22 protein-coding genes and 3 pseudogenes are annotated in these 25,716 nt (G+C 41.6%); 18 read left to right on the top strand and 7 right to left on the bottom strand.

What is annotated here, in order from left to right:
- Positions 1–74 precede the first annotated feature (74 nt).
- Positions 75–1,394 carry an NCS2 family permease gene (locus F973_RS09815; RefSeq protein WP_004682606.1) on the top strand — a complete coding sequence of 440 codons (1,320 nt, stop codon included), beginning with the start codon at positions 75–77 and terminating at the stop codon, positions 1,392–1,394.
- A 64-nt stretch (positions 1,395–1,458) separates the two neighbouring features.
- The gene (locus F973_RS09810) at positions 1,459–2,457 is read left to right on the top strand and encodes an adenosine deaminase (protein WP_004761539.1); all 999 of its coding nucleotides are present in this window, start codon (positions 1,459–1,461) and stop codon (positions 2,455–2,457) included.
- Positions 2,458–2,499: 42 nt separating this feature from the next.
- On the opposite strand, the pseudogene F973_RS14745 reads toward F973_RS09810, so the two are convergent.
- A pseudogene (locus tag F973_RS14745) lies at positions 2,500–2,586 on the bottom strand (cytochrome b); the annotation flags it as partial.
- 264 nt (positions 2,587–2,850) lie between these two features.
- Between F973_RS14745 and F973_RS09805 the strand changes: the two are divergent.
- Complete coding sequence (locus F973_RS09805) at positions 2,851–3,234, top strand: hypothetical protein (protein ID WP_004761537.1); 384 nt, start codon at positions 2,851–2,853, stop codon at positions 3,232–3,234.
- 39 nt (positions 3,235–3,273) lie between these two features.
- Entirely contained in the window at positions 3,274–3,840 is a 567-nt protein-coding gene (gene rnhB, locus F973_RS09800) for a ribonuclease HII (protein ID WP_004761535.1), read from the top strand.
- A gap of 81 nt (positions 3,841–3,921) precedes the next feature.
- Here rnhB and csrA read toward each other — a convergent pair whose 3' ends face one another.
- From csrA to alaS, 3 genes are all read right to left on the bottom strand, one after another.
- A complete protein-coding gene (csrA, locus tag F973_RS09795; RefSeq protein ID WP_004676965.1) occupies positions 3,922–4,185 on the bottom strand; it encodes a carbon storage regulator CsrA in 264 nt (87 codons plus the stop codon).
- Positions 4,186–4,421: 236 nt separating this feature from the next.
- A complete protein-coding gene (locus tag F973_RS09790) occupies positions 4,422–5,702 on the bottom strand; it encodes an aspartate kinase (RefSeq protein ID WP_004757731.1) in 1,281 nt (426 codons plus the stop codon).
- Positions 5,703–5,769: 67 nt separating this feature from the next.
- On the bottom strand, positions 5,770–8,460 hold the full coding sequence (gene alaS / locus F973_RS09785; protein WP_171062333.1) for an alanine--tRNA ligase: 2,691 nt from the start codon (positions 8,458–8,460) through the stop codon (positions 5,770–5,772).
- Between the two features lie 182 nt (positions 8,461–8,642).
- On the opposite strand from alaS, the gene gap reads away from it, so the two are divergent.
- From gap to F973_RS09755, 6 genes are all read left to right on the top strand, one after another.
- Positions 8,643–9,680, top strand: a complete 1,038-nt coding sequence (gap, locus tag F973_RS09780; protein WP_004761532.1) for a type I glyceraldehyde-3-phosphate dehydrogenase — start codon at positions 8,643–8,645, stop codon at positions 9,678–9,680.
- Positions 9,681–9,704: 24 nt separating this feature from the next.
- Positions 9,705–10,019: a hypothetical protein gene (locus tag F973_RS09775; RefSeq protein WP_004676969.1), complete on the top strand. Its 315-nt coding sequence runs from the start codon at positions 9,705–9,707 to the stop codon at positions 10,017–10,019.
- A 270-nt stretch (positions 10,020–10,289) separates the two neighbouring features.
- Positions 10,290–11,336 carry a hypothetical protein gene (locus tag F973_RS09770; RefSeq protein WP_004761530.1) on the top strand — a complete coding sequence of 349 codons (1,047 nt, stop codon included), beginning with the start codon at positions 10,290–10,292 and terminating at the stop codon, positions 11,334–11,336.
- A 197-nt stretch (positions 11,337–11,533) separates the two neighbouring features.
- Positions 11,534–12,700 (top strand): ATP phosphoribosyltransferase regulatory subunit, encoded by a 1,167-nt coding sequence (locus F973_RS09765; protein WP_004761528.1) that lies wholly within the window; start codon positions 11,534–11,536, stop codon positions 12,698–12,700.
- Positions 12,701–12,761: 61 nt separating this feature from the next.
- Positions 12,762–14,081, top strand: a complete 1,320-nt coding sequence (locus F973_RS09760; RefSeq protein ID WP_004676972.1) for an adenylosuccinate synthase — start codon at positions 12,762–12,764, stop codon at positions 14,079–14,081.
- A gap of 519 nt (positions 14,082–14,600) precedes the next feature.
- Positions 14,601–14,876 (top strand): DksA/TraR family C4-type zinc finger protein, encoded by a 276-nt coding sequence (locus tag F973_RS09755; RefSeq protein ID WP_004676973.1) that lies wholly within the window; start codon positions 14,601–14,603, stop codon positions 14,874–14,876.
- Between the two features lie 13 nt (positions 14,877–14,889).
- Here the strand turns inward: F973_RS09755 and F973_RS15345 are convergent, their stop codons facing one another.
- Positions 14,890–15,891, bottom strand: coding sequence for a helix-turn-helix transcriptional regulator (locus tag F973_RS15345; protein WP_004761525.1), 1,002 nt, complete (start codon positions 15,889–15,891; stop codon positions 14,890–14,892).
- A 212-nt stretch (positions 15,892–16,103) separates the two neighbouring features.
- On the opposite strand from F973_RS15345, the gene F973_RS09745 reads away from it, so the two are divergent.
- The 5 genes from F973_RS09745 to F973_RS09725 all read left to right on the top strand — a co-directional run bounded on the left by F973_RS09745 (position 16,104) and on the right by F973_RS09725 (position 20,368).
- Positions 16,104–17,666 (top strand): circularly permuted type 2 ATP-grasp protein, encoded by a 1,563-nt coding sequence (locus tag F973_RS09745; RefSeq protein ID WP_004761524.1) that lies wholly within the window; start codon positions 16,104–16,106, stop codon positions 17,664–17,666.
- 91 nt (positions 17,667–17,757) lie between these two features.
- Complete coding sequence (locus F973_RS09740) at positions 17,758–18,360, top strand: alpha-E domain-containing protein (protein WP_004761522.1); 603 nt, start codon at positions 17,758–17,760, stop codon at positions 18,358–18,360.
- A complete protein-coding gene (locus F973_RS09735; protein ID WP_004761521.1) occupies positions 18,357–19,136 on the top strand; it encodes a transglutaminase family protein in 780 nt (259 codons plus the stop codon). Before F973_RS09740 ends, F973_RS09735 begins: the two co-directional genes overlap by 4 nt.
- A gap of 16 nt (positions 19,137–19,152) precedes the next feature.
- On the top strand, positions 19,153–19,887 hold the full coding sequence (locus F973_RS09730; protein ID WP_004761519.1) for a proteasome-type protease: 735 nt from the start codon (positions 19,153–19,155) through the stop codon (positions 19,885–19,887).
- Positions 19,888–19,939: 52 nt separating this feature from the next.
- The gene (locus F973_RS09725; protein ID WP_004761518.1) at positions 19,940–20,368 is read left to right on the top strand and encodes a BLUF domain-containing protein; all 429 of its coding nucleotides are present in this window, start codon (positions 19,940–19,942) and stop codon (positions 20,366–20,368) included.
- A 103-nt stretch (positions 20,369–20,471) separates the two neighbouring features.
- On the opposite strand, the gene alr is transcribed toward F973_RS09725, so the two are convergent.
- Positions 20,472–21,545, bottom strand: coding sequence for an alanine racemase (gene alr / locus F973_RS09720; protein ID WP_004761516.1), 1,074 nt, complete (start codon positions 21,543–21,545; stop codon positions 20,472–20,474).
- 465 nt (positions 21,546–22,010) lie between these two features.
- Here alr and F973_RS09715 point away from each other — a divergent pair, with 465 nt between their 5' ends.
- Positions 22,011–22,577: a hypothetical protein gene (locus F973_RS09715; protein WP_051060432.1), complete on the top strand. Its 567-nt coding sequence runs from the start codon at positions 22,011–22,013 to the stop codon at positions 22,575–22,577.
- Between the two features lie 21 nt (positions 22,578–22,598).
- Here the strand turns inward: F973_RS09715 and F973_RS09710 are convergent.
- Positions 22,599–22,805: pseudogene (locus F973_RS09710) on the bottom strand (DnaB-like helicase C-terminal domain-containing protein); the annotation flags it as partial.
- Positions 22,806–22,857: 52 nt separating this feature from the next.
- On the opposite strand from F973_RS09710, the pseudogene F973_RS09705 reads away from it, so the two are divergent.
- Together F973_RS09705 and F973_RS09700 are read left to right on the top strand one after the other, a co-directional pair.
- A pseudogene (locus F973_RS09705) lies at positions 22,858–23,196 on the top strand (IS66 family transposase); the annotation flags it as partial.
- A gap of 130 nt (positions 23,197–23,326) precedes the next feature.
- Positions 23,327–25,716: two-partner secretion domain-containing protein (locus F973_RS09700; RefSeq protein ID WP_004761510.1), on the top strand; the 2,390-nt coding region annotated here is incomplete at its 3' end.

Genomic DNA, 25,716 nt, shown 5'->3' with positions numbered 1-25,716 from the left:
TCCATTGAAAAAATTTTTGAACACAAGCGTATAGATTTCAATTCTACGATCTTGGATTTTACAGGTGCCATGTTATGACAACGCCTCATGCTTCGGCTGGTTTGTTGGAACGCTTATTTAAACTGAGCGAAAATAAAACCAGCTTTAGAACCGAAGTTCTAGCAGGTGTAACCACATTTTTGACCATGTGTTACATCATTATTGTAAACCCACTTATCTTGTCTGAAACGGGTATGGATCATGGTGCCGTGTTTGTTGCGACCTGTCTGGCTGCCGCAATCGGCTGTTTGGTTATGGGGCTTGTTGCGAATTATCCAATTGCACTTGCACCTGGGATGGGCCTGAATGCCTATTTTACCTATTCTGTCTGCTTGGGAATGGGAGTGCCGTGGCAAACCGCACTTGCGGCGGTCTTTGTTTCGGGAATTGTATTTTTAGCGATTAGCTTCTTTAAAATCCGTGAAGCGATTGTCAATGCCATTCCAATGTCACTAAAGTTTGCCATCGGAGGCGGTATCGGTTTATTCCTTGCCTTGATTGCGCTTAAAAATGCAGGAATTATTGTGGATAACCCTGCGACTCTGGTTGGCTTGGGTGACATCAAGCAGCCAGCGGTATTGCTTGCGCTGTTTGGCTTCCTGATGATTGTGGTTTTGCATCAGTTTAAGGTGCGTGGTGCCATCATCATCAGTATTCTGGTGATTACTGGAATTGCGACAGCCTTGGGCCTAAACGAGTTCAAGGGTGTTGTTGGACAGGTTCCATCCATTGCACCGACATTTATGCAAATGGATTTTGAGGGCCTGTTCACCGCAAGTATGGTGGGCGTGATTTTTGTCTTCTTTATTGTTGACCTGTTTGACAGTACGGGAACACTGGTAGGCGTGTCACATCGTGCTGGTTTGTTGCAGGATGGAAAATTACCGCGTTTGAAAAAGGCCTTGTTCGCAGACTCAACCGCAATTGTTGCGGGTGCGGCCTTGGGTACATCATCCACCACACCTTATATTGAATCTGCTTCTGGAGTTGCGGCAGGTGGGCGTACAGGTTTAACAGCAGTTGTGGTTGCCCTATTGTTCATTGGCTGTTTATTTTTGGCACCCTTGGCGCAGTCAGTACCTGGCTTTGCGACGGCACCCGCATTGCTGTTCATTGGCGTATTGATGATTCAGGGCATCACCCATATTGACTGGGAAGATATTACCGAAGCGGTTCCTGCCTTTTTAACCATTGTGTTTATGCCATTTACTTACTCAATTGCAGATGGTATCGCGATGGGCTTTATCAGCTACGCGCTGGTTAAATTATTCACGGGCAAGGCAAAGACCGTTCCCTATATGGTTTGGATTATTGCAGCACTTTGGGTATTTAAGTTTATTGCCTTTGGCGGTTAACATATCAATCAATAAAAGGATGTCGTTATGGCTGGCGACATCCTTTTTTCTTTGGAGAAAAATGATGAATGCAATTGAACTGATACAGGCTTTACCAAAAGCTGAATTGCATGTGCATATTGAAGGGACATTTGAACCAGAGTTGATGTTTGCCATTGCACAACGCAACCAGATTCAGATTCCATATCAATCTGTTGAAGAAGTGAAGCAGGCCTATAACTTCCATAATCTTCAGTCTTTCTTGGATATCTACTACGCAGGTGCCAATGTACTGGTACATGAGCAAGATTTTTATGACCTTGCGTGGGCGTACTTTGAGAAATGTGCTGAAGATAAAGTGGTACATACTGAAATGTTCTTCGACCCTCAAACACACACTGAGCGTGGGGTGGAATTTGCCACGGTGATTGCGGGCTTAAAACGTGCCTGTCAGGATGCACAGCAAAAGCTGGGGATTAGTTCTCAACTGATCATGTGTTTCCTGCGTCATTTAAGTGAAGAAAAAGCGTTTGAAACTCTTGAGCAGGCATTGCCATTTAAAAATGACATTATTGCGGTTGGTCTGGACTCAAGTGAGGTGGGTCATCCACCTGCGAAGTTTGAACGTGTCTTTGCCAAAGCCCGTGAGGCAGGGTTCCTGATTGTGGCCCATGCAGGTGAAGAAGGGCCACCAGAATATGTCTGGGAAGCGCTGGATTTATTGAAAGTGAACCGTATTGATCATGGTGTGCGTTCAGAGGAAGATAAGCAACTCATGGCCCGCCTGATTGCAGAGAAAATGCCTTTAACGGTTTGCCCACTCAGCAACTTAAAGCTGTGTGTGGTGAATGATATGAAAGAGCATAATATTCGCCGTTTGTTGCAGCAGGGTGTACATGTCACAGTCAATTCAGATGATCCATCTTATTTTGGTGGTTATATGAATGATAATTTTATTGCCATCCAGCAAGCTTTGGATTTAAGCAATGAAGAGTTAAAGCAGCTTGCAACCAACTCTTTTGAGGCTTCATTTATTTCTGATCAGGAAAAGCAGAAATGGATTGCAGAGATTAAAAAGATTTAAGTTTAAAAAACCGCGTGAAGCGGTTTTTTTATGGTTGTTATTTTATTTCGGCTGTCTCAACATACTCAGCAAAACATTATCCTTATCAATCACATGATGTTTAGTGGCTGCCAGAATATGTCCAGCAATTGCAACACTTGTGCTGTGCGGGTGTAACACTGTGCTGAGTTTGACATTGCAACATCCTGGTTGTTTGAAATGAACTGATTTTAAATAGGGCCTTTTTCTGTTTCATACAGCACCGCTGTAACGGAGCGTTTTATGTGTGCAACAGTCCCGATAAAACCTTAAGCTAGAATTTGTTATATTATGTAAAGATGATGGTGGGTTATTTCATAAAATAAGCCATTTAGGCACAATAAGCCTGACAAAATTGAGATACAGGTAAGAATCGTGAAAAAGTTATTATTGATTGCTGCTCCCCTTGTTTTAGCGCTATCTGGATGTGTTGCCCCGAATGGAACGAGTCCAGCAACCACAACTTCACAGCAGTTGGGTATGGCCGCGCTTAAAATCGCTGTAAATGCAAAATGCCTGAATGAGATCAATACATTGCCTGCATGGAAAACAGCGACACGCTATATGACTGCGGACCAGCGTGACAACATCCAAACCAGTGTCTGTGGCTGTGTCAGTGACAAGGCACCTAACAGTGTAACTGCTGTTGAACTTGCAACCGCTGCCATTGATCCATCCGCACGCGCAACAATTGTCAATCAGGTGGTTTCACAAACGGTGAATGCATGTGTTGCTGAAACCTTGAAAAAAGTGCAATAACAAAGACTAGGCTGAGAGATCAGAATTTGTGAGATAAAGATGAAAATAGCAGGTGTAGATGAAGCTGGAAGAGGCCCACTGGTTGGTTCTGTTGTGGCGGCCGCGGTCATTTTAGATCCAGACAATCCCATTGTGGGCCTGAATGATTCCAAGAAACTGACTGAAAAGAAGCGTGAAAAACTCTTTATCGAGATTCAGGAAAAAGCGCTGGCCTGGTCAATTGCTGAGGCAACACATGCTGAAATTGATGAGTTGAATATCTTACAGGCAACATTTCTTGCCATGCGCCGTGCGGTCGAAAGCTTGAACGTTCAGCCAGAAAAAGTCATTGTGGATGGTAATCAAATTCCAAAGGGCATTAGCATTGCATGTGAGGCTATTGTTGGGGGAGATGCTAGTCATGCTGAAATCAGTGCCGCCAGTATTTTAGCGAAAGTGACACGTGACCGACAAATGCAGGCTCTGGATTTAATCTACCCTGATTTTGGGTTTGCCAAACATAAAGGCTATCCAACCAAGGCTCATTTTGAAGCAATTGCTGCACATGGTGTTATTCATGAGCATCGACGTAGTTATGCACCCGTAAAAAAAGCACTGGGTTTATAATAGGGTATAAAATATCTATCCTAAACATAATTAAAGCGACTAATATGAGTCGCTTTAATTATTGGAGAAGAATTCTGCGTATTAACGATTAAAGTTATTATGTCGAGCAAAATCGTTATTATCTTCTTCATAGGAAACTTGATAATCTTGATCAAGATGTTGTAAATGCTCATGCATGGCACGTTCATGTTGGATACGTTGGTAAATTTCCTCACGATGCACAGAAACTTCTTTAGGAGCATTTACACCAATACGCACCTGATTGCCTTTTACGCCAAGCACAGTGACACTGACTTGATCCCCAATCATTAATGTTTCTCCGACACGACGGGTCAGAATCAGCATGTTTATCTCCTTGCTAAACGCTTAAACTTGCAACAGGGAATTGTTTGAAAGCACAGCCTTAATATACAGAAAAATCTAAACAGAAATAAGTAAAAACAATATTTTTTCGTAAGTTCTGTTGAGATGCTCTGAAAAACCTCATGGGTTAATATAACAGAGCCACTGTAGTAAAAACTATAGTGGCTCTTATTTTTTTACTATTTACTTGAAAGTAAATATGTTTAAGCAGCTATTAATTAAGCACGTGCACTGCTTTCGCCATGTTCACGGTCTAAACCAAAAACAGTATGTAAACAACGTACCGCAAGCTCTAAATAGTTTTCTTCAATAATCACTGAAATCTTGATTTCAGAAGTAGAGATCATCAGGATGTTGATACCTTCTTCAGCCAGTGCAGTAAACATTTTGCTTGCCACACCTGCATGCGAGCGCATGCCTACACCCACAATGGACACTTTAACGATATCGTCGCGTGTTGCAACTTCACGTGCGCCAATGGCTGTAGCAGTTTCTTCCAGAATCTTTTTCGCTTTCGCAAGCTCGCCACGGTTCACTGTGAAAGTAAAATCAGTGGTGCCATCTTCTTCCACATTCTGGATAATCATATCCACTTCAATGTTTGCGGCACCGATTGGCGACAAAATTTTGGATGCAACACCTGGAACGTCAGGAACACCCAAAATTGTTAATTTTGCTTCGTCACGGTTAAATGCGATACCTGAGATAATTGGTTGTTCCATGTCGTCTTCTGCCTCAGTAGTAATAAGTGTGCCTACGTTTTGTTTAAATTCTTCATCAAATGCGCCATCATCATCATTATCAAAACTTGATAATACGCGTAATGGAACCTGATATTTACCTGCGAATTCAACAGAGCGAATTTGTAAGACCTTTGAACCCAAAGATGCCATTTCCAGCATTTCTTCAAATGAAATACGATCCACTTTTTTAGCTTTGGGTGCAACACGTGGGTCGGTGGTATATACACCATCTACATCAGTGTAGATCTGGCATTCATCTGCCTTTAATGCTGCAGCAAGTGCAACGCCAGAGGTATCAGAACCACCACGACCTAAGGTTGTGATATTGCCATCGGCATCAAAACCCTGAAAGCCTGCAACAACCAGAACACGGCCCGCATCAAGGTCAGCAGACATAACCTCAGTATCAATGGATTCAATACGGGCTTTGGTAAATGCGCTGTCAGTCTTGATACCGACCTGACGACCTGTATAGGATTTAGCTTCCACACCAATCGAGTTCAGCGCCATCGCTAACATGGAAATCGTAACCTGTTCACCCGTTGATACCATTTGATCAAGTTCACGTGGATCAGGTGTGCTGGTAATGGCTTTTGCAAGCGCAAGCAGGCGGTTGGTTTCACCACTCATTGCAGACACAACCACGACCACCTTGTGACCGTGATCATGCCAGCGCTTGACACGACGAGCAACATTTAAAATGCGCTCAGGAGTACCCATAGAGGTGCCGCCATATTTTTGAACGATTAATGCCATAGTTGTTCCATATAAGCCATGACCCTGAGAGGCATCAGGGTCAGTTACACAAAAAGTGAAGTGTTTATTATTGTTCAAGCCAAGCAGGCAGGGCTGCAATCACTTGATCAAACTTCTCGTTGAGTGGCGCGCCACCTTGTGCCAAGTCAGGTTTACCACCACCTTTACCACCCAGCTCCTGAGCCAGGTGTTTGATGATGTCACCCGCTTTTAGATGTGCAGTATATTGTTTAGCAACGGAGGCGATTAAACTCACTTTATCGCCCTCAACGCCAGCTAAAATAATGACTGCATCATCTAATTTTGATTTTACGCTGTCATGCAGGTTGCGTAATGATTTTGCATCTAAACCTTGTACAGTGGTAATCAGGGTTTGACGACCTGCAATTTCTTTCACCTGATCAAGCAGGTCAGCCGCCTGGAAGCTCGCCAATTTCTGGTTTAACTGTTCAATCTGCTTTTGTAGGCTTGAAGCTGTTTCAACAATCGCTTCAACTTTTTCTACAGTTTGATCTTTCTGCGCCTTTAACAAGGCGTTGATGATTTGAATGTTGGTATCAGTCTTTTGGACCACTTCAAGCGCCTTGGTACCTGTAACCGCTTCAATACGGCGGACACCAGCAGCTACACCACTTTCAGAAGTGATCTTGAACAGGCCAATATCACCTGTACGCTTAACGTGAATACCACCACACAGCTCGATGGAGAAGTTTTTCTCTTCAATTACAGAACCCATTGAAAGGACACGAACTTCTTCGCCATACTTTTCACCAAACAGCATCATTGCGCCTTTGGCTTTTGCTGACTCAATATCAAGCAATTCAGTGCTAACGGGTGTGTTGGCGATGACTTCAGCATTGACCAAACGTTCGATGTGCTGCAATTGCTCAAATGAAACAGGTTGGTCATTGGCAAAATCGAAACGCAAAATATCACTCGCAACCAAAGAACCTTTCTGTTGAACATGCTCACCCAGAATTTGACGTAAAGCGGCATGTAAAAGGTGGGTTGCAGAGTGGTTACGTGCGGTTGCCGCACGAATGTCTGCTTTAACTGTTGCTTCAACGTTTTGAGTTGCCTTAAGGCTACCCATAGTTACGACACCTTGGTGAACAAATGCACCACCAGATTTTTTGGTATCCTGAACTTCAAAAATACCCGTATCGTTCTTGAAGATACCTGTGTCACCAATTTGACCACCGCTTTCAGCATAGAAAGGGGTCTGGTTTAATACGATCAGTGCTTCATCACCTTCGTTGATTTCATCAACCTGCACGCCATCTTTATAGATCGCAACAATTTGACCTTGACCTTGAGTTGCGTCATAGCCATCAAACTGGGTTTCGCCTTCAACTTTAACAATGCTGTTATAGTCAACCGCAAATTTACCTGCATCACGCGCACGTTGACGTTGTGCTGCCATTTCCACTTCGAAACCAGCTTCATCAATGGTCAGGTCACGTTCACGCGCAATATCAGCAGTTAAGTCGGTCGGGAAGCCGTAAGTATCATAAAGTTTAAATACAGTTTCACCTGGGATGACATTGCCTTTTAGTTGAGCCAATTCACCTTCAAGTAATTTCAGGCCTTGTTCAAGTGTTTTCGCAAATTGCTCTTCTTCTTTCAGCAGTTGCGCTTCAATTCGTGCTTGCTGTGCAGCAAGTTCTGGATAAGCATCGCCCATCACTTCAATCAGAGGTTGCAACATCTTGTAAAAGAATGAACCAGTCGCACCGAGCTTGTTACCATGACGTACGGCACGACGAATGATACGACGCAACACATAACCACGACCTTCATTTGAAGGATTAACACCGTCAGCAATCAAGAATGAGCATGAACGTGCATGATCTGCAATGACTTTTAAAGAAGCTGGGTATTCAACTGGTTTATTTTGAACTTTCGCTTCAGCTTCAATTGCGGTGGTATCCAAACCAATGATGTCAGCTGCTGCTTTTAATAAGTGCTGGAACAGGTCAATTTCGTAGTTTGAATTGACATGTTGCAGAACCGCAGAAATACGCTCCAAACCCATACCTGTATCAACAGAAGGCGCTGGAAGAGGGTGCATCACACCATCCGCAGTACGGTTGAACTGCATGAAAACGTTGTTCCAGATTTCAATGAAACGGTCGCCATCTTCTTCAGGTGTTCCTGGTAAGCCACCCCAGATGTGGTCGCCATGATCATAGAAGATTTCAGAACATGGACCACAAGGACCTGTATCGCCCATTGCCCAGAAGTTATCAGAGGCGTATTTGCCACCTTTGTTATCGCCAATACGGATGATACGTTCAGCATCGATTCCGATTTCTTTGTTCCAGATATCAAATGCTTCATCATCGGTATGATAAACCGTGACATATAAACGATCTTTCGGTAAGCCTAACCATTGTTCGCTGGTTAAAAATTCCCAAGCAAATTTCAGTGCATTTTCTTTAAAATAATCACCGAAAGAAAAGTTACCTAACATTTCAAAGAAAGTATGATGACGTGCGGTATAACCTACATTGTCGAGGTCATTGTGTTTGCCGCCTGCACGTACACATTTTTGAGATGAAACAGCACGAACATAATCACGCTTTTCTAAACCTAAGAAACAATCTTTAAACTGGTTCATACCAGCATTGGTAAACAGTAAAGTTGGGTCGTTGGCAGGAACGAGAGAACTCGAAGCAACACGTGTATGCCCTTGCGATTCGAAGTAACGCAAAAATGCTTCACGGATTTCAGCGGATGTCATAAAACGAGTACTCACAACCAAGCGTCCATAATTTTGAAAGTGCTAAATTATAGCGGAAAATGTGTGCTCGACCAACGATTTTACAAGTAATCTTAGATAAAACTGTGTTTAGGCTAAAAATCTATATTCAATGCTGGCTTGCATGTTTTACCATATAACATAGAAAAAATGATGTTTTGATGAATTAAGGGCACCACATGCAACGTATCGCGATTAATGGATTTGGCCGAATTGGCCGCAATGTGCTACGGGCATGGTTTGAAAATCCCAAACAATTTCAGTTTGAAATTGTCGCAATTAACGATATTGCTGATGTTCAGACATTGGCTCATTTATTTAAGTATGACACCACACACGGGCGTTTTTCAGGTCAGGTTGAAATCCAGATAGAAGATGGACAGATTTTCTTGAATATTCAGTCCAATCAGCGTCAATTAAAACTACAGGTTTTTAAACAGGTACAACCTGAGTTATTACCTTGGGCGGCTTTAAAAATAGATGTGGTACTGGAATGTACAGGATTGTTTCGCTCCAGAGCCGATGCAACCCGTCATATACAGGCAGGAGCAAAGCGGGTGATTATTGGGGCAGCGCCTTTTGACTCTGTTGATGCCGCAATTGTCTATGGTGTCAATCATGCCGAAGTCAAAGCCACGGACCAGATTATTTCCAGCGTGTCCTGTACCACACAGGCTTTAGTGCCATTGGTGAAAATTATTGATGATGCCTTTGGAATTGAAACAGCGCTGATGACTGAAATCCATGCGGTGACTGCGGATCAGTCGGTGCTGGATCATGCCCATCGTGATTTGCGCCGTGCGCGTGCATCGGGACAGAACATTATTCCTACCACATCCAGTGCTTTGGGTGCATTAAAACAGGTGATGCCGAAAATGGAAAACCGTATTGATGGTTATTCCATTCGTGTCCCTACAATTAATGTTGCAGCGATTGACCTGACTTTTATTTCCCAGTCACCTATTACCGTACAGAAAGTCAATAAAGTCCTGACTAAGGCTGCACAATTGGATTATTCCCAGATTATGCAGGTCACAGAGGAAGACCTTGTTTCAAGCGACTTTAACCACTCACCATATTCCTTAATTGTAGATTTAACCCAGACCATGGTCGTCGGACATCAGGCCAAGGTCTTTGCATGGTATGATAATGAATGGGGATATGCCAATCGCTTACTTGATTTATGTGAATCATTTGATTCGAAAAATATTAAATAAATAACAACGGATTTGGAGAACGGAATGATATTAATATTGATTTGGGGTTTTATTGGTCTGTTATTGATTGCAGTTACTTTCTTGTTTTGGTTTCAGTTTAAAAATAAACAGCAACCTGCTGTTGATCCGCAAGTATTGTATCTGGAAGAAAAAGTTCTACATCTGGAATCCCACCTTAAAAAGAGTCTGGAAATTATGCAGGACCTAGCAAAGAAAATGCATGTCCAGCAAGAAGTGCTGGATCGGACTGTTGCAAACATTGCGGCGTTGGAAAAGCAAAATGTTGAGTTGGTGAATGTTTTGGAAGTGGTTGTTAAAAATGGGAAAAATATGCCCTAAATTTGTCCCCCTTGAATAAGGGGTTGACAAATTAATATGTATAACTATTTGTTTTTATTAAATATTTTGATACAAATTTAAGAAAAATAAGCAATATATTCCAATACATAAAACCTATAAAAAACAATTATTAATTTTTGTTGGATGGTTAAATATTTTTTAACCATCCGTTTTGATTGCAATTCCACTTGATGTGTATCTAGAACGCTCATTATGATGAATTTGTGCTTCATAAAGTATTGATCGAAAAACACATAGGGGTGTCTGATAATGAATAAAACAACTTTAAAACGTACGGCAATATGCTCAGCTTTATTGAGTGCCGTTGTCATGGTTGCGGGATGTAATGATGATGACAACTCGTCCAGTAATAATTCTGGACAGCAACAAACGACAACCGAAAAGCTTACAGGTACCGCTGCAACTGGAGCTGCTCTGGCTGGTGCGAATGTTGAAGTGGTCAATAAAAATGGCACAACTAAATCAGTTGTTGCGGGGGCAGATGGTAAATTCAGTATCGATGTTGAAAAGGGAGCACCTTATTTATTAAAGGCAACTAAAGGTACTGGTGAATCCCAAGTTACCCTATATTCTTATGCTTCGGCTGCTGGTAATGTCAATGTAACCCAATTAACTACACAGGCAATTCTGGCTGCTAATAAGGCGGATGAAAAACGTGATTACAACTCATTGGCAGAAATTTATACCAATTGGGCAAAACTGACTAAAGACAGTACTAGTGATGAAATAAATGCTGCTATTGATAAAGCCGCAAAAGAAGTTGTTGCGAACTTAAAGACCGTATTTGATGCAAATATAGATACGAGTAAAGGTTATCCAAACATTTTTAAAACTGCGTTTAATGCAGATTCTACTGGTCTGGACAAGGTTCTGGATCAAGTTAAGATTAATGGTTTGAATAGTAAATGTACGGGTATTGGTAGCACATATACTTGTAATGTGCAGTATGTCGTCAATGGGCAAAACTTTGCATGGAATTATAGTGTTGATACAACAGGTCTAAATGTCGTTGTTGATCTAGGAAATAATCCAAATATCCCTTCAGGAAATTATAATTTGAATGTTACAACTTCTGTGATGGGGCAAGGTGCAACAGTAACAGTGAAGAATGTTCCAAAACCAGCTAATCAAAATGAATTCTGTGGTTCTAATGATGTCACAGCACAATTACCAAATGGTCAGTTTAAGATTAATAGCTGTAGCTTTAATGGTACGGTAGGTAATATCAATGCGACAGTAAATGCAAACGGTTTCAGTGTTACCTATGATGTGAAGTATGAGTATAGCCCAGCATAATCAAATTTAAAAAACTTGGAATTGATTTTAGGCAATCATTTTGGTTGCCTATTTTTATGCGGGATTTACTAAAATTCTCAGGTGCATCATAGAAATCTTCATGTTACACTACGCTGAATCGGGCATTCACCCGATTTTTTTATGTGGTTGCTTTTTATGTGGATGCCTCCACGTTGAACAGATTTTAGGTTTGAAACATGACCATTTCAGAGACATGGTTGCTCCCTGACGGGGTAGCAGATGTATTACCCGAACAAGCGCAAATGGTTGAAACCCTGCGACGGGAAGCTTTAGATTTCCTCGCTGTTCGAGGATATCAACTGGTATACACTCCATTTATTGAATACATCGAATCGTTGTCTTCACTTTCAGAATCCAATCAAGATTTAGACTTGGTCACCTTTAAGGTGATTGACCAGCTTTCAGGTCGCCTGCTTGGTGTGCGTGCGGATATGACCCCACAGGTTGCCCGTATTGATGCGCATGTTCGCCCAATTGAAGGCGTTGCCCGTTACTGCTATGCAGGTACAGTACTGCATACCAAACCACAGAATTTTAATGCAACACGCGCACCTTTGCAGTTGGGCGCTGAGCTTTATGGCCATGACAGCATCGAAGCTGATGTGGAGATGATTGATGTCATGCTGGGCCTGTTGGAGAAAACTGACAGTTTTCAAGGTGTTCATCTGGATTTAGGTCATGTCGGTTTATTTCGTAGTTTAGTGAAACGTGCTGGTTTAAATAAAAACACTGAAAGCCAGCTGTCTGATTTATATCAGCGTAAGGCTTTACCAGAATTAGAAGAATTTACTCAAAACTTGCCAATGGGTGCAGATTTCTATGCGCTTGGTCGCTATGCAAGTGACCTTGATGCATTACAGGCGCATTTAAGCCATGACATTTTAAGTGATGCTGATTTTAAAAACGCGTTTGATGCATTGAAAACAACATTCACTCAAATTCAGTCACGTTGGTCGAATCTGAATATTGGAATCGATGTGATTGAGTTGCGTAGTTATCACTACCATACGGGCCTGATGTATGCCATTTATGCACCGAATCGCGCTGCGCCGCTTGCGCAGGGTGGACGTTATGATGGTATTGGTGAGCACTTTGGCCGTGCACGCCCAGCCACAGGCTTTAGTTGTGACTTATATGCCTTGGGTGCTACACAGTTTGCTGAAATTGAAACTGTCGTTGCGCCAAAAGGAAATGATCAGGATTTATTAACCGCGATTGCAGATGCACGGGCGAATGGTTCGCGTGTGGTGCAGTTGCTGGGTAATGATGAGTTAAGTTCAGTGCCTTATGCAACCCACCAAATGGTGTTGCAAAATGGGCAATGGATCATTGAAAAAATTTAATTGCCGAGTTGTAAAAACAACTTGGTTTCCAATTCTAACAGCATGATGTAATGAGGCTATTATGGGCAAAAATGTTGTGGTACTTGGTACCCAATGGGGCGACGAGGGTAAAGGTAAGATCGTCGACCTGCTCACAGATCAGGCGGCTGCGGTCGTACGCTACCAGGGCGGGCACAATGCAGGACATACTCTTGTGGTCGGTGGTAAGAAGACTGTATTACACCTCATTCCATCAGGTATCTTACGTGACAACGTATTGTGCTTAATTGGTAATGGTGTCGTTCTTTCTCCTGAAGCACTGATCAAGGAAATGGCGATTTTGGAAGAGGAGGGCGTACCTGTAAAAGAGCGTCTGCGTATTTCTCCAAACTGTCCGTTGATTTTGCCAAACCATATTGCACTTGATCAGGCCCGTGAGAAAAAACGTGGTAATGCCAAGATTGGTACAACAGGTCGTGGTATTGGCCCAGCATACGAAGATAAAGTTGCCCGTCGTGCGGTACGCGTTGCAGACTTGGTTCGTGGTGGCGCTAATTTGGAAGAAAAACTCAAGGAAATGCTTGAGCTTCATAACTTCCAGCTTTCTCAGTTCTATGGCGTTGAAGAAGTTAAGTTTGAAGATGTGTTGGCACTTTGCAACGAATGGCGTGAAGTTCTTGCCCCGTTGGTAATTGACGTAACCAAAGTGTTGCATGATTACCGTAAAGAGGGTAAAGCAATCATGTTCGAAGGTGCTCAAGGTTCGTTACTTGACATCGATCATGGTACCTATCCATATGTAACAAGTTCTAATACAACTGCGGGTGGCGTAAGCTCTGGTTCTGGTATGGGTCCTTTACATTTAGACTATGTGTTGGGTATTACCAAAGCCTACACAACACGTGTAGGTGCTGGTCCATTCCCAACTGAGTTGCATTATGATGCTGCGACAGATACAGGTGATGCGATTGGTCGTCATTTAGGTACAGTAGGTCATGAATTTGGTGCGTCTACTGGTCGTCAACGCCGTTGTGGTTGGTTTGATGCGGAAATTCTACGCCGTTCAGTTGAAGTGAATTCGTTGTCTGGTATCTGCCTAACCAAGCTTGATGTTCTGGATGGTTTAGAAGAAATCAAAATCTGTGTAGGTTATGAAGATGTTGATTCAGGCTGTGCAGGTTCTTCTGATGCAATTTCATTTGAAAGCTTAAAACCAATCTATGAAACAATGCCAGGTTGGAGTGAGTCTACAGTAGGCTTAACTCAAATTGATCAACTTCCTGCGAATGCCTTGGCTTATGTAAAACGTCTTGAGCAGCTCATTGAATGCCCAATTGATATCGTTTCTACAGGTCCAGACCGTGCGGAAACCATTATTTTACGTCATCCATTTTCAGCTTAAATTGAATAGATAACGTCAAAAGCCTCTTTTTAAAAGGGGCTTTTTTATTTTTATGGATTTATATATCAAAAATATCTAGCAAAAAATCAGCTTTTTATTCCAGTCATTGTTATTTCACAGCGTGGAAAATCCCCGTTATATTCACTCTACATTCAAACAAAGAGGGGTTTAACCATGACGAAAAAAACAATTCGCTATAATGGATATGAACTGGCATGCCAATGTTAGATTATATCAAGGCGATTAAAAGGGTACAAACCAGTTCTGATCAGGTGGGGAAAGGAATTGGTTTGAACATTTTGATACAATAAGAATGATCCTGAATATTAAATAACATTTTAATAAGAAATCTAGGGGAATCTATTGATTCCCTTATTTTTTTTCTAAAAATAAAAACTTTTATGTTTTGGAGTGGATAGCACAGCAGTTGTAATCAGTATAAATAATCGTATTGTGAGCTAAATAAAATGGTCTTAGAATTTTAAATTGATAAGATATAAAAATGAAACGGGATCAGCAATGGCAGGTGGTTGGGCACGTGACGGTGCAGAGCAGGAGCAGATTGATGCAACAATTCATGATGCGATTGCAAAAGCAAGACAAGGTCTTTCTCATAATGAAGATGGAGAAGCCGCACTATATTGTGAAGAATGTGGCGAGCCCATTCCTCAAGCCCGCCGTGAAGCGATGAAAGGCGTGAAATATTGTATTCGTTGCCAGCAACAACTTGAGGAAAAGAGCAAGGCACTGGAACTATTTAATCGGCGGGGAAGTAAGGATAGCCAATTACGTTAAATCTTTTGCCTTGTTAATCTTCTATCTCTTTCACAGCATTAAATACAATGCTCGGTTCAATATTGAGCAGCTTTTTACCAAAGCTGCGTAACCACCACACCAGTTGAGACGTAAAGGGAACCGTTGCGCTCACCTCAACAATATTTTCCTCTAGTGCCGTAATGGTCTGGTCTTTGCTCAACTGGCTTTCATAAAAGCTTTTGGCTGTATTTTCCGTCATGGTTAGCTTTAACTGAATTTGTTCAGTTGGTTTGCTGTAATCCACGCGGAAACCCAGTGCACCTGAGTCAATGTAATGATCAATATCAAAATTGACAGGATGCAGTGCCCGACTATCCAGAACCGTGGCTGCCTTAAAACGGTGCAGGGCAAAAGTTTGCACTTCAGTTTTATCATTTCTGGTACAGATTAAATAAATCACTGCACCTTTTTGTACCAGTGCCAGAGGATTGAGGATATAGGTTTTATCTTCTCCCTGGTGGGTTCTGGCACGATAGATACATTCAATTTGCTTGTCTTGTAACAGTCCCTCATAAATTGCCTGCTGTGCATGTTTATCCACAATTGGCGGAATGAGCGGCTGTGTCGCTGGAACAATTCGCACACGGTTGATCCATTGTCTGACATTGTTTTGTGTGGAAAGACTGCGTTTTGCCAAGTCGAACCACGGCATCATTTCTTCAAGCAAGCTGGGTGGAAGCAAATGGCGTAAATGCTCTTCCACCATCATAAAGGTGACCGCCTGTGAGCTGGTCATGTGCGGCAAACTTTGAATAGGTGCATCTGAACGCCAGCGCCAACCTTGCGGTACGGTACCATTGCTTTCAATTGGAAAACGCTGTGAAATTTGATTTAAGTCACGTTGAATGGTACGCAAACTAATCTCAATACCCTCACGTTCCAGAATTTCCTGCAATTCACGCGTGCCCATCCATTTACCCGTAGAAAGGCGGGACAAGATTTGCCATTGACGATAAAGGCTGTTTGACGTTTCTTTTTCTTGTATGGATGACATAGGCGTAATATGCAATTCAATGAGCTAGAGCTGACACAATAAAAAAACTCCGATTATTTAGCAAGTACATCACATTTAGATTACGTATTTACGACTGAAACCAATGCAGATTTGCTTAAAACTTTTAAAACTGCTTCAAAAATGATCATTTTATATAGGTGGCATTGAAATTGCTTACTTAAGAGATAAATAAATGATGAGATGAGGTTTCTATGCCAGAACAAGAACACAATCTAAATATCAGTACAGATTATTATTCTCCAGACCAAACGGCAGCGGTTTCGGTATATTCGTCCACATTTATTCCAGATATTCCAGAGCTGAGCAGTATTACCATTAACCTGTTTGAACAACTCAAATCACAGTTTTTTAATGAAATGCTAGACGATAGAAGCTTTAATGGAGAGGCATCAAAAAAGATTGAACAATGGTTAAGTATCCATAGCCTTGATGAGTTAAAAGTTCTGAGGGCTCAGGCAAAGCAGCATTTTTTGTATCAGGGTATCACCTTTAATGTGTATGGGGATCAGGAGGGAACAGAGCGGACCATTCCTTATGATTTAATCCCGCGTGTCATTGAGAAAAAACAATGGGAGAAAATATCATCAGGCTGTGCACAACGTGTTAAGGCGCTGAATCTATTTCTGGATGACATTTACCATGAACAAAACATTCTTAAGGATGGGCTGATTCCCGCACATCAGGTGATGGCACATGAAGCCTTTCAGCCGCATATGCTCAGGCATCATCTTAAAGGCAAGGTTTATTCACAAATCAGCGGCATAGACATTATTCGAGATGGGCGGGGTGATTTCTTTGTGCTTGAGGACAATTTAAGAACGCCATCAGGGGTGTCTTATATGCTGGAAAGCCGAAAAATCAGCCAAAAATTGATGCCTGATTTGTGCAGTAGCAATAATTTACAGGGGATTGAACAATACCCAACTTTATTAAGGGCTATTCTGGAAGAGAATGCCTATGTTGATAAGCCCTTTATTGTGGTGCTGACTCCAGGCCGTTTTAACAGTGCCTACTATGAACACGCCTTTTTGGCGCGTGAAATGGATGTGCCGCTGGTGACAAGTCGTGATCTTTTTGTTGAGAATGACAAGGTCTTTGCAAAAACCATTCGTGGCCGTCAGCAGGTGGATGTGATCTATCGCCGTGTTGATGATGAGTTTCTAGACCCACTGGTATTCCGTGCTGACAGTACGCTTGGTGTGGCGGGTTTGATGTCGGCCTATCTACAGAACAATGTGGTGATTGCTAATGCACCAGGAACAGGGGTTGCTGATGACAAGTCAATCTATCCTTATGTTGACCAAATGATTCAGTATTATCTGGGTGAAAACCCTATCTTGAGTAATGTGCCTACTTATCAATGCCGAGACAGTGAACAACTGGATTATGTGCTCAACAATCTGGAAAAGTTGGTGGTTAAGGAAGCACAGGGTTCAGGTGGATATGGCATGTTGATTGGGCCTCAAGCGGATCAACAGCAAATTGAGCAATTTAGACAGAAAATTATGCAGACCCCGCATTTATATATTGCACAGCCAACCTTGGCACTGTCAGTTGCACCGACATTGACCACAGATGGCGTTGCTGAGCGACATATTGATTTACGCCCATTTGTTTTGAGTTCACCTTACCGTACGGAAATTGTGCCAGGAGGTCTGACTCGAGTTGCGATGCAAGCGGGTTCTTTAGTGGTTAATTCTTCTCAGGGTGGCGGCATTAAGGATACCTGGGTGGTGGAATCGCTGCACTCCTAACATCTTTCCTATGCAGCAATAACATTGCACATATCCTTTGTGTGCAGTGCGATATTTCACAGGAATTTATGATTAATAAGGGAGGAGATTTATGCTTTTACTTAGCTCAAGTGCTCAACATATTTATTGGTTAGGTCGTTATTTATTTCGTATTGAGTATATGGCGAGTCATTTGCCCTTTACAGATGACCAACAGGCAGCAAGATTTGCACAGGCATTGTGTCTGCATATTGATGATGCTGAAAGTTTGAACCAATTTATGCTGGATCGGCAACAGCCATATTCCTTGATGAGCCAGCTTGAGATTGCTCGGGATAATATTCAGGAGCTTAGGGGATTGTTGAGTTCTGAAACTTATGCTGAGCTGAACCACTTAATAAAAAATGTCGTGTCTGATGTGCCAACTATCCAGAATATCGTAAAGGAATGTTGTGCAATCCTGAAAACAGAACAAGAGGATATTGCTTTATTTTTCCATATTGGACAGGGTATGGAGCAAATTGATACCTGTTTTCGGTTGCAGCATAATATTCATGATGTGCTGAAGAAGACTGATCCAGTGATTGAACGATTATTTCATTTAGGTTGGGATGACTTGCAACCAAGTTGGAAAATATTGAAAAATCAACCTGACTTGAACCAGTTTTATGCATTTACCTATAAACTGGAAAATCAATTTGAGGCGTTCGCATGAAACTGATGGTGAATCACCAAACGCATTATCATTATACGCAGGCTGCACGGAATAGTGTGCAGTCGATTAAAATGATACCGCAGAGTTCACGGCACCAGTTGGTTGAGTCCTGGCATATTTGCGTTCCAGGGCAATACACCAGTAAACTTGATGCCTTTAACAACCTCTGGATTACGGCAAGCCAGCGACATGACTACCATTACCTGACCATTATGGCGCAGGGGGTTGTTGATTTGTATGATACTGAACTGGGTTATGTGGACACTGGTGTTTCACCAATATTGTTTTTACAGGGCACAAACATGACCTGTTGCGACTTAATGATGCGGGATTTTGCCCAGACCATTGTAAAGGTGAACGACCGCCATCATCTTGTGTTACTGGCAGAGCAGATTTTACAGCACATCCCTTATCAGCCTGAAAGCACATCTGTAACGACTTCTGCAATAGATTCATTTTATGCTGGGCAGGGTGTATGTCAGGATCATGCACATGTGTTTATTGCCATGTGCCGTGCGTTACAATTACCCGCCCGTTATGTGTCGGGTTATTTATACGATCAAAACCAGCCACACCTTGCCAGTCACGCATGGGCAGAAGTTTTTGTGGAAAATGAATGGTATTGTTTCGATATCAGTAACCAGATATTCACGCCCAAAAGTCATATCTATGTGGCAATTGGCCGTGATTATCTGGATGTTGCGCCCGTACGGGGTGTGCGTGAACAGGGTGGTATTGAAATTATGACATCCAGTGTTCAAGTTTTGGCTTGTTGAGTGTGAAGAGAGAAAGATGACCTATTGTTGTGCATTAAGATTAGAGCAAGGTTTGGTATTGATCAGCGATACTCGAACTAATGCAGGGGTAGATCATATTTCTGTATTTCGTAAATTACATACCTTTGGTATTGAGGGTGAGCGTTTTATTGCATTGCAAACGGCAGGTAATTTAGCAACAACCCAAGCTGTTATTGGTCATTTACAAAATGCTTTAGCATTACATCAAGAGCCAAATTTATATAGCGCAAATACCATGTTTGAAGTTGCTGAATTAATTGGGAAGACTTTGCATAAGGTGCTTGAGGATGTTACGACTGATACTCAGGAACAGATGAATTATTCCTGTAGTATTTTGGTAGGTGGACAGATAAAGGGTGATGAGATGCAACTTTATAATGTCTATCCTCAAGGCAATTTTATTTGTGCCACAACTGATACACCATATTTTCAGATTGGTGAAAGTAAATATGGAAAGCCAATTTTAGATCGTGCACTGCACTATACGATGCCATTAGATGATGCATTACGTTGCAGTTTGATCTCTTTTGATTCAACATTAAGGTCTAATGTTTCTGTTGGATTACCTTTAGACGCGTTGGTCTATCATAAAGACAGTTTTATGATTCCAGAGGGCAAGCGCATCAGTGAGGAAGACCCTTACTTTAGCCAAATTAGTAAGCAGTGGTCTGATACCTTGCGCCGTGGTTTGCAGGAACTACCAAAACCAACAGTAGATTATTGGGGCTAGTCAGCAAAGACAGGCATAATGAACTAAAATGCTTTATAAGTGTAAGAAAAAAATGATATTTCAACTTTGTTATGCCAGTACCAGTACTTCTGAAAAATCATATTTGCCACTTGATTTAAGAGAAGTTTTAAATGAGGCACACCATTTTAATTATGTGAATAATATACATGGTGTGCTGTACTTTGCAGATGGTTATTTTTTCCAGTGTCTGGAGGGAGAACAATCAGTTATTTTGGAACTGCTTGATAAAATCAAGAAAGATCCTCGCCATCATCAGATTTATATTTTTAATCCTCAACGCATCTCACAAGGTCATTTCAAAGATTGGTCAATGAAATTTGTGCGGAAAAATAGTCAAGTTTCAGAGTTTTTCCAGCAGCATCTACAACAGGCCGAGTTTAATCCCTATTTGTTAAATGAGGGTTTGATTGCAGCATTGATTCCATTGCTTGAGGATATACAAATGGATGAAGTGGCTTAAAAATCTAAGATATTGGTTTGTGCTTGTTTTTGGTTTAAGCTAATTTTTATAATACATCGAATAGGTCAGTAATCATAAATTCCTGACCTATCTTTTAATCTGCTTAATACAAGAGTTGACGTTTTGGACGTTGGCTCAAGCGACATAGCAGTTCATAGCCAATGGTGCCATTGGCCGTGGCAACATCATCTACCAAACGGTGTTTGCCCCATAATTCAATTTGCGTGCCTAATTCAACGTCCAAACCAGTGACATCGATGGCAATCATATCCATGCTTACACGCCCGATCAAGGGAACTAATTGGTGATTAATCGCCACAAAATTTGGTTTGATATAAGCTCTTGGATAACCATCACCATACCCAATTGAAACAATGGCAATATTCATAGGCTGTGTTGCTGTAAACGTTGAACCGTAACCTACAGATTCGCCTTGTTGAATAGAATTAAGCGCAATAATTCTAGCACTAAATGTCATCACGGGTTTGAGATCAAGCGTATGGACGTTTTGATCGGCAAAAGGCGTTGCACCATACAACATGATCCCTGGACGAACAAAGTCGAAATGTAGTTCAGGATATTTATAGATTGCCGCAGAATTGCAACACGATGCCAGAATCGGTTCACATGCTTGTTTTACTTGTAGAAACTGGTTTTTTTGTTGTTCATTTAATGGATGATCTGAATCAGCGTTGGCAAAGTGCATGGTGAGTACACAGGTAAAACCATGTGATTTTAAGCGTTGAATCACTTCAATAATTTCTGTCGGTTTAAAACCCAAGCGATTCATACCGCTATTCAGCTTTACCCAGACCTTTAGGTTTAAAGCGTTATAATGATCTTTATGGGCAATTAACCATTCAACCTGCGGGGTCTGATGAACAACACATTCCAGTTTTTGCCCAATCACTTGAATCATTTCATTTTCAGAAAAAACACCTTCAATCAGGGTGATGGGCTGCGTATATCCCAATTCGCGGATTTCTAAGGCTTCTTCAACGCAAGCGACACCAAAGGCATCGCTATCCTTTAAGGATGCTAAGCAGTCTTTTACACCATGTCCGTAAGCATTGGCCTTGACCATGCTGACAATTTTCGCTGTTGGGGCAAGTTGTTTGACACGGTTTAAATTATATTGCAGTGCCTGACTGTCAATATAAACTGTTGCTTGGCGCACCCTCGTTACTCCTTGGGAATGACAATTGGTAATGTGTGTTAAATACACTGTGGAGTGATAAATAAATACTAAAAATAGTTCTATTTAAAAATATTCACTATTGTAGACTTATCAAGCTCAAATAGACACGAACATCTAAGTTTTTGATCATAAATTAACTTAAGATCGAAAAATATATAGGTTATTGATTGCAACTAATTTGTAAAAGTTTCAGGCTTTATTTTTATATAAAATTATACATTCTAAAAGCTATCATGGCGTTAGATGCTCTCACTTAGGAAAATTCTGAACTTTACGAGTTAGGGCAAGAATCAGATGATGGTGGAGCGTGGGTTTGTAATTTAAATGAACTCAAAGAGAGATTAAACAATGCATTTTAAACAAGGATATGCTGAATAAATGATGAAAATATTTTGTTATCTGGGATGGAGTACATTATTTTTCTGTCAGTCAGTTATGGCTTGTATGCCACATTCACCCAATGACGTATTTATTGCCCGTTACCACGATTCATTGGCATTACAGGGGAGTTCAGACTTCATCTTTCAACTCAGTTCAGGTCAATTTATTTTTCGCTCAAAACTAGATGAAGTTAAATATAAAAAACCTACACAATGGAAAAGTGCATTTTCTAGTCAAAATATTGAAAAGGGCAGTTTGATCATAGGTTTAGCTTATACTCCCGATGGTGCTAAACCTGAACAATATCAAATTGCTTCATTTGCAACTTTGAGTTGTGCTCATAATCAGCTCAGTGTTTCTAGACCAGTGCAGCCGTTTTTAGCTTGGAATCGACAGATGGCAAAATGTACAATCGGGGGGCGGAAAACAATTGGTATCTTGGATGGGTTTATACAATATGATCAATCACATTACTTAGCAAAACTTCAACAAAAATATCCAACATGTGAACAACTCAATAAAGCATTTCCATCATTTGAAATGGAAGAAAATAGCCAAGATTCGAATTTACTCTCAAGCTGGAAACTATGGTGGGCAAAGTTAATAAGTCAGATTAAATCATGGTTTTAATAAAAAAGAGCAATGCAGGCATTACTCTTCATCATCATACTGAGCATAATACTCAGGAGATAAGTTACTAAAACGCGTATATTGTCCTTCAAAAGCAAGACGCACCGTACCAATTGGGCCGTTACGCTGTTTACCAATAATAATTTCGGCTGTGCCTGCTTCTTTAGATTCTTTATTGTAGACTTCGTCACGGTAAATAAACATGATTAAGTCCGCATCCTGCTCAATGACACACCATCCGTATTGAGCATGAACCTGCATCAACCCAACGTGCTTTTGGCTGCCGTCGAGTTCTCCAATTGCCAAGGCGATAAATTACACTCTGAAGCGTTGGCCAGCTTTAAGCCGCTATCTGGATGATGGCAATCTACCGATTTGCAACAATTGGATAGAGAACCAAATGCGTCCCTGGGCGTTGGGGCGCAAGAACTGGCTATTTGCAGGTTCGCTGCGTAGTGGTCAACGAGCGGCCAACATCATGACTTTAATGCAGTCAGCAAAGCTGAATGGACTGGATCCGTATGCCTATTTAAGTGATGTGCTGAAAAGGCTGCCGACCCATAAAGTGATCCAAATAGAAGAATTGCTACCACACTGCTGGAAACCTGAACCGAATTAAAAAACAGCTATGGAGTTCAGTGGACGGTTACGTTATTTCTAAAAATACCCAATTTCAGGTATTGCAAAGTCAAGTAATGTGTATTTAATAGAACATAACTTTACAAAAATACAGGTTTTGGGGATGTGTGATGAACAAAATTTATAAAATTGTATGGAATAAGGCACTAGGGCAGATGGTTGTGGTGTCTGAAAATGCCAAAAGTGCTGCCAAAGGAACAACAGTTGGCACGCATTTATCTCGTCCATTACACAAAACCCAAAACATATCCGCGTGTCCGCAGTGGTTATTGTGTAGTCTAAGTCTCAGTATGGCTTTAGTTGCCAATGCAACATGGGCTGGAGTTGCCAATAATGCCCTACCGACAGGAGCAAATATAACGCAAGGCTCAGCACAAATCAGCCAAAATAATAATAGCCTAAATATCAACCAAAACAGCCAAAATCTCTCGACGAACTGGAATACCTTTAACATTGGTAAAGATGCGACGGTAAACTTTCATCAACCCAATCAATCTTCGATTGCAGTCAATCGGGTACTCGATAATAACGCCAGTCAAATTATGGGTAAATTGAATGCCAATGGGCAGGTATTCTTACTCAATCCAAATGGAGTGATTTTTTCCAAAACGGCACAGGTGAATGTTGGTGGTTTGGTTGCTTCAACCTTAAACCTATCCGACAGCGATATTGCACAGGGCAAATTCACGCTTAAAAATAATAGCAATGCAGGCAGTGTAGAAAACTACGGTTCGATTATTGCCAATGGCGGTGTGGTGGCGTTGATTGCGCCAACGGTCAAAAATCACGGCACGATTCAAGCCCATAACGGCACAGTCCATCTCACCGCAGCCGATCAAGTGACTTTACAGCTGCAAGATGGCAGTTTAGTCGAATATCAGATTGATTTAGGTACGTTACAGGGTTTGGTGGAAAATGGCGGAGCAATCCAAGCCGATAATGGAGCGGTCTATTTAACTGCCCAAGCCAAAGACAGTTTAAGTAAAGCCGTTGTGAATCATTCAGGCATTATCGAAGCCAACCGTTTAAGCAAAAACGCCAAAGGGGAAATTATCCTACTGGCTGATATGCAGCATGGTACAACGACCGTGAGTGGCACGCTTAAAGCTGAAGGCAAAAATGGTGCAGATGGCGGCTTTATCGAAACCTCTGCTGCTAATGTACAGATTGCAGGCAGTACAAAAGTCTCGACACTATCGGATAGTGGTAAAACAGGTGAATGGCTGATTGACCCTACAGATTTCAGTATTAATTCGGGTAATGCATCAGCAAGCAGTAGCGGCATAGGCGCAACCACTTTAGCAAGCAGTCTTGCAACCAGTAATGTCATATTGCTAACCAGCACTACGGGTAACCAGAAGGGTGATATCAATGTTAATGCTGATGTGACTTGGGGGAGTGCGAACAGCCTGACTTTAAATGCACAAAATAACATCAACATTAATGCCAACATCACAGCGACAGGCAATACTGGTAAATTAAACCTACAATATGGGCAAACCACCAGCAATAGCAACGCCAGCTATTACCTAAACAATGGTGCAAAAGTAAATCTAAAAGCAGGGCAAAACTTTAGTACTCAAAAAGGTACAGATGCACCGATAAACTATACAGTGATTACCGATTTAGGTGCAGCAGGTTCAACGACAAAGACTGACTTACAAGGGATGAGTGGGGATTTATTGGGGAATTATGTATTGGGTGCAGACATCGATGCAACGGCAACATCGGGTTGGAATAATGGGCAAGGTTTTAACCCGATTGGTAATGATTCAAATAGATTTACAGGGAAATTCGATGGTTTAAATCATACGATTTCCAATTTAACCATTAACCGTCCAAACCAAAGTTTTGTCGGATTATTTGGTGCAACCAGCAATGCAACCATTCAAAATATCGGATTAATACAGGCAAATATTAAAGGCAGTTTGAGAGTTGGTGCACTTATAGGCGAGGCAAATTATACAAACACGAGTAATGCGTTTAGTACAGGTCAAGTGAATGGTTCTACTAGCGTTGGTGGTTTAGTTGGAATTAATCAGAATCAGTCAAATATTCTATCGAGCTATTCCAATGCTCAAATTACAGCGACAGACGGTTTTGCCGGTTTTGCAGGTGGACTTTCAGGAGCCAATCAATTCGGCTCTCGGATTGAAAACAGCTATGCAACTGGGGCAGTCCAAGCACAAGGTTCTAATAGTAACGCAGGTGGTTTATCGGGAAATAATTTTGATAACTCGGTAATTAAAAACAGCTATGCCACAGGAGCAGTGTCAGGTATAGAGAGAGTTGGTGGGCTGCTAGGTAATAATTATTCAAGCACTGTAGAAAACAGTTATGCTACGGGTCAGGTTACCAGAACATCAGGAAGTGCAATAACATTTGGTGGTCTTGTGGGATGGTTGGGTGGAACAATCAACAATAGTTATTGGAACAGCGCGACAACAGGACAAACACAAGCCGTTGGTGATAATTCAGGCAATCTAACAAGTGTTGTAGG

The organism is Acinetobacter sp. CIP 102129 (assembly GCF_000368305.1).
Taxonomy (GTDB): domain Bacteria; phylum Pseudomonadota; class Gammaproteobacteria; order Pseudomonadales; family Moraxellaceae; genus Acinetobacter; species Acinetobacter parvus.
The sequence above is the reverse complement of the archived record's forward strand: the minus strand, read 5'-3'. Positions and strand labels throughout refer to the sequence as shown.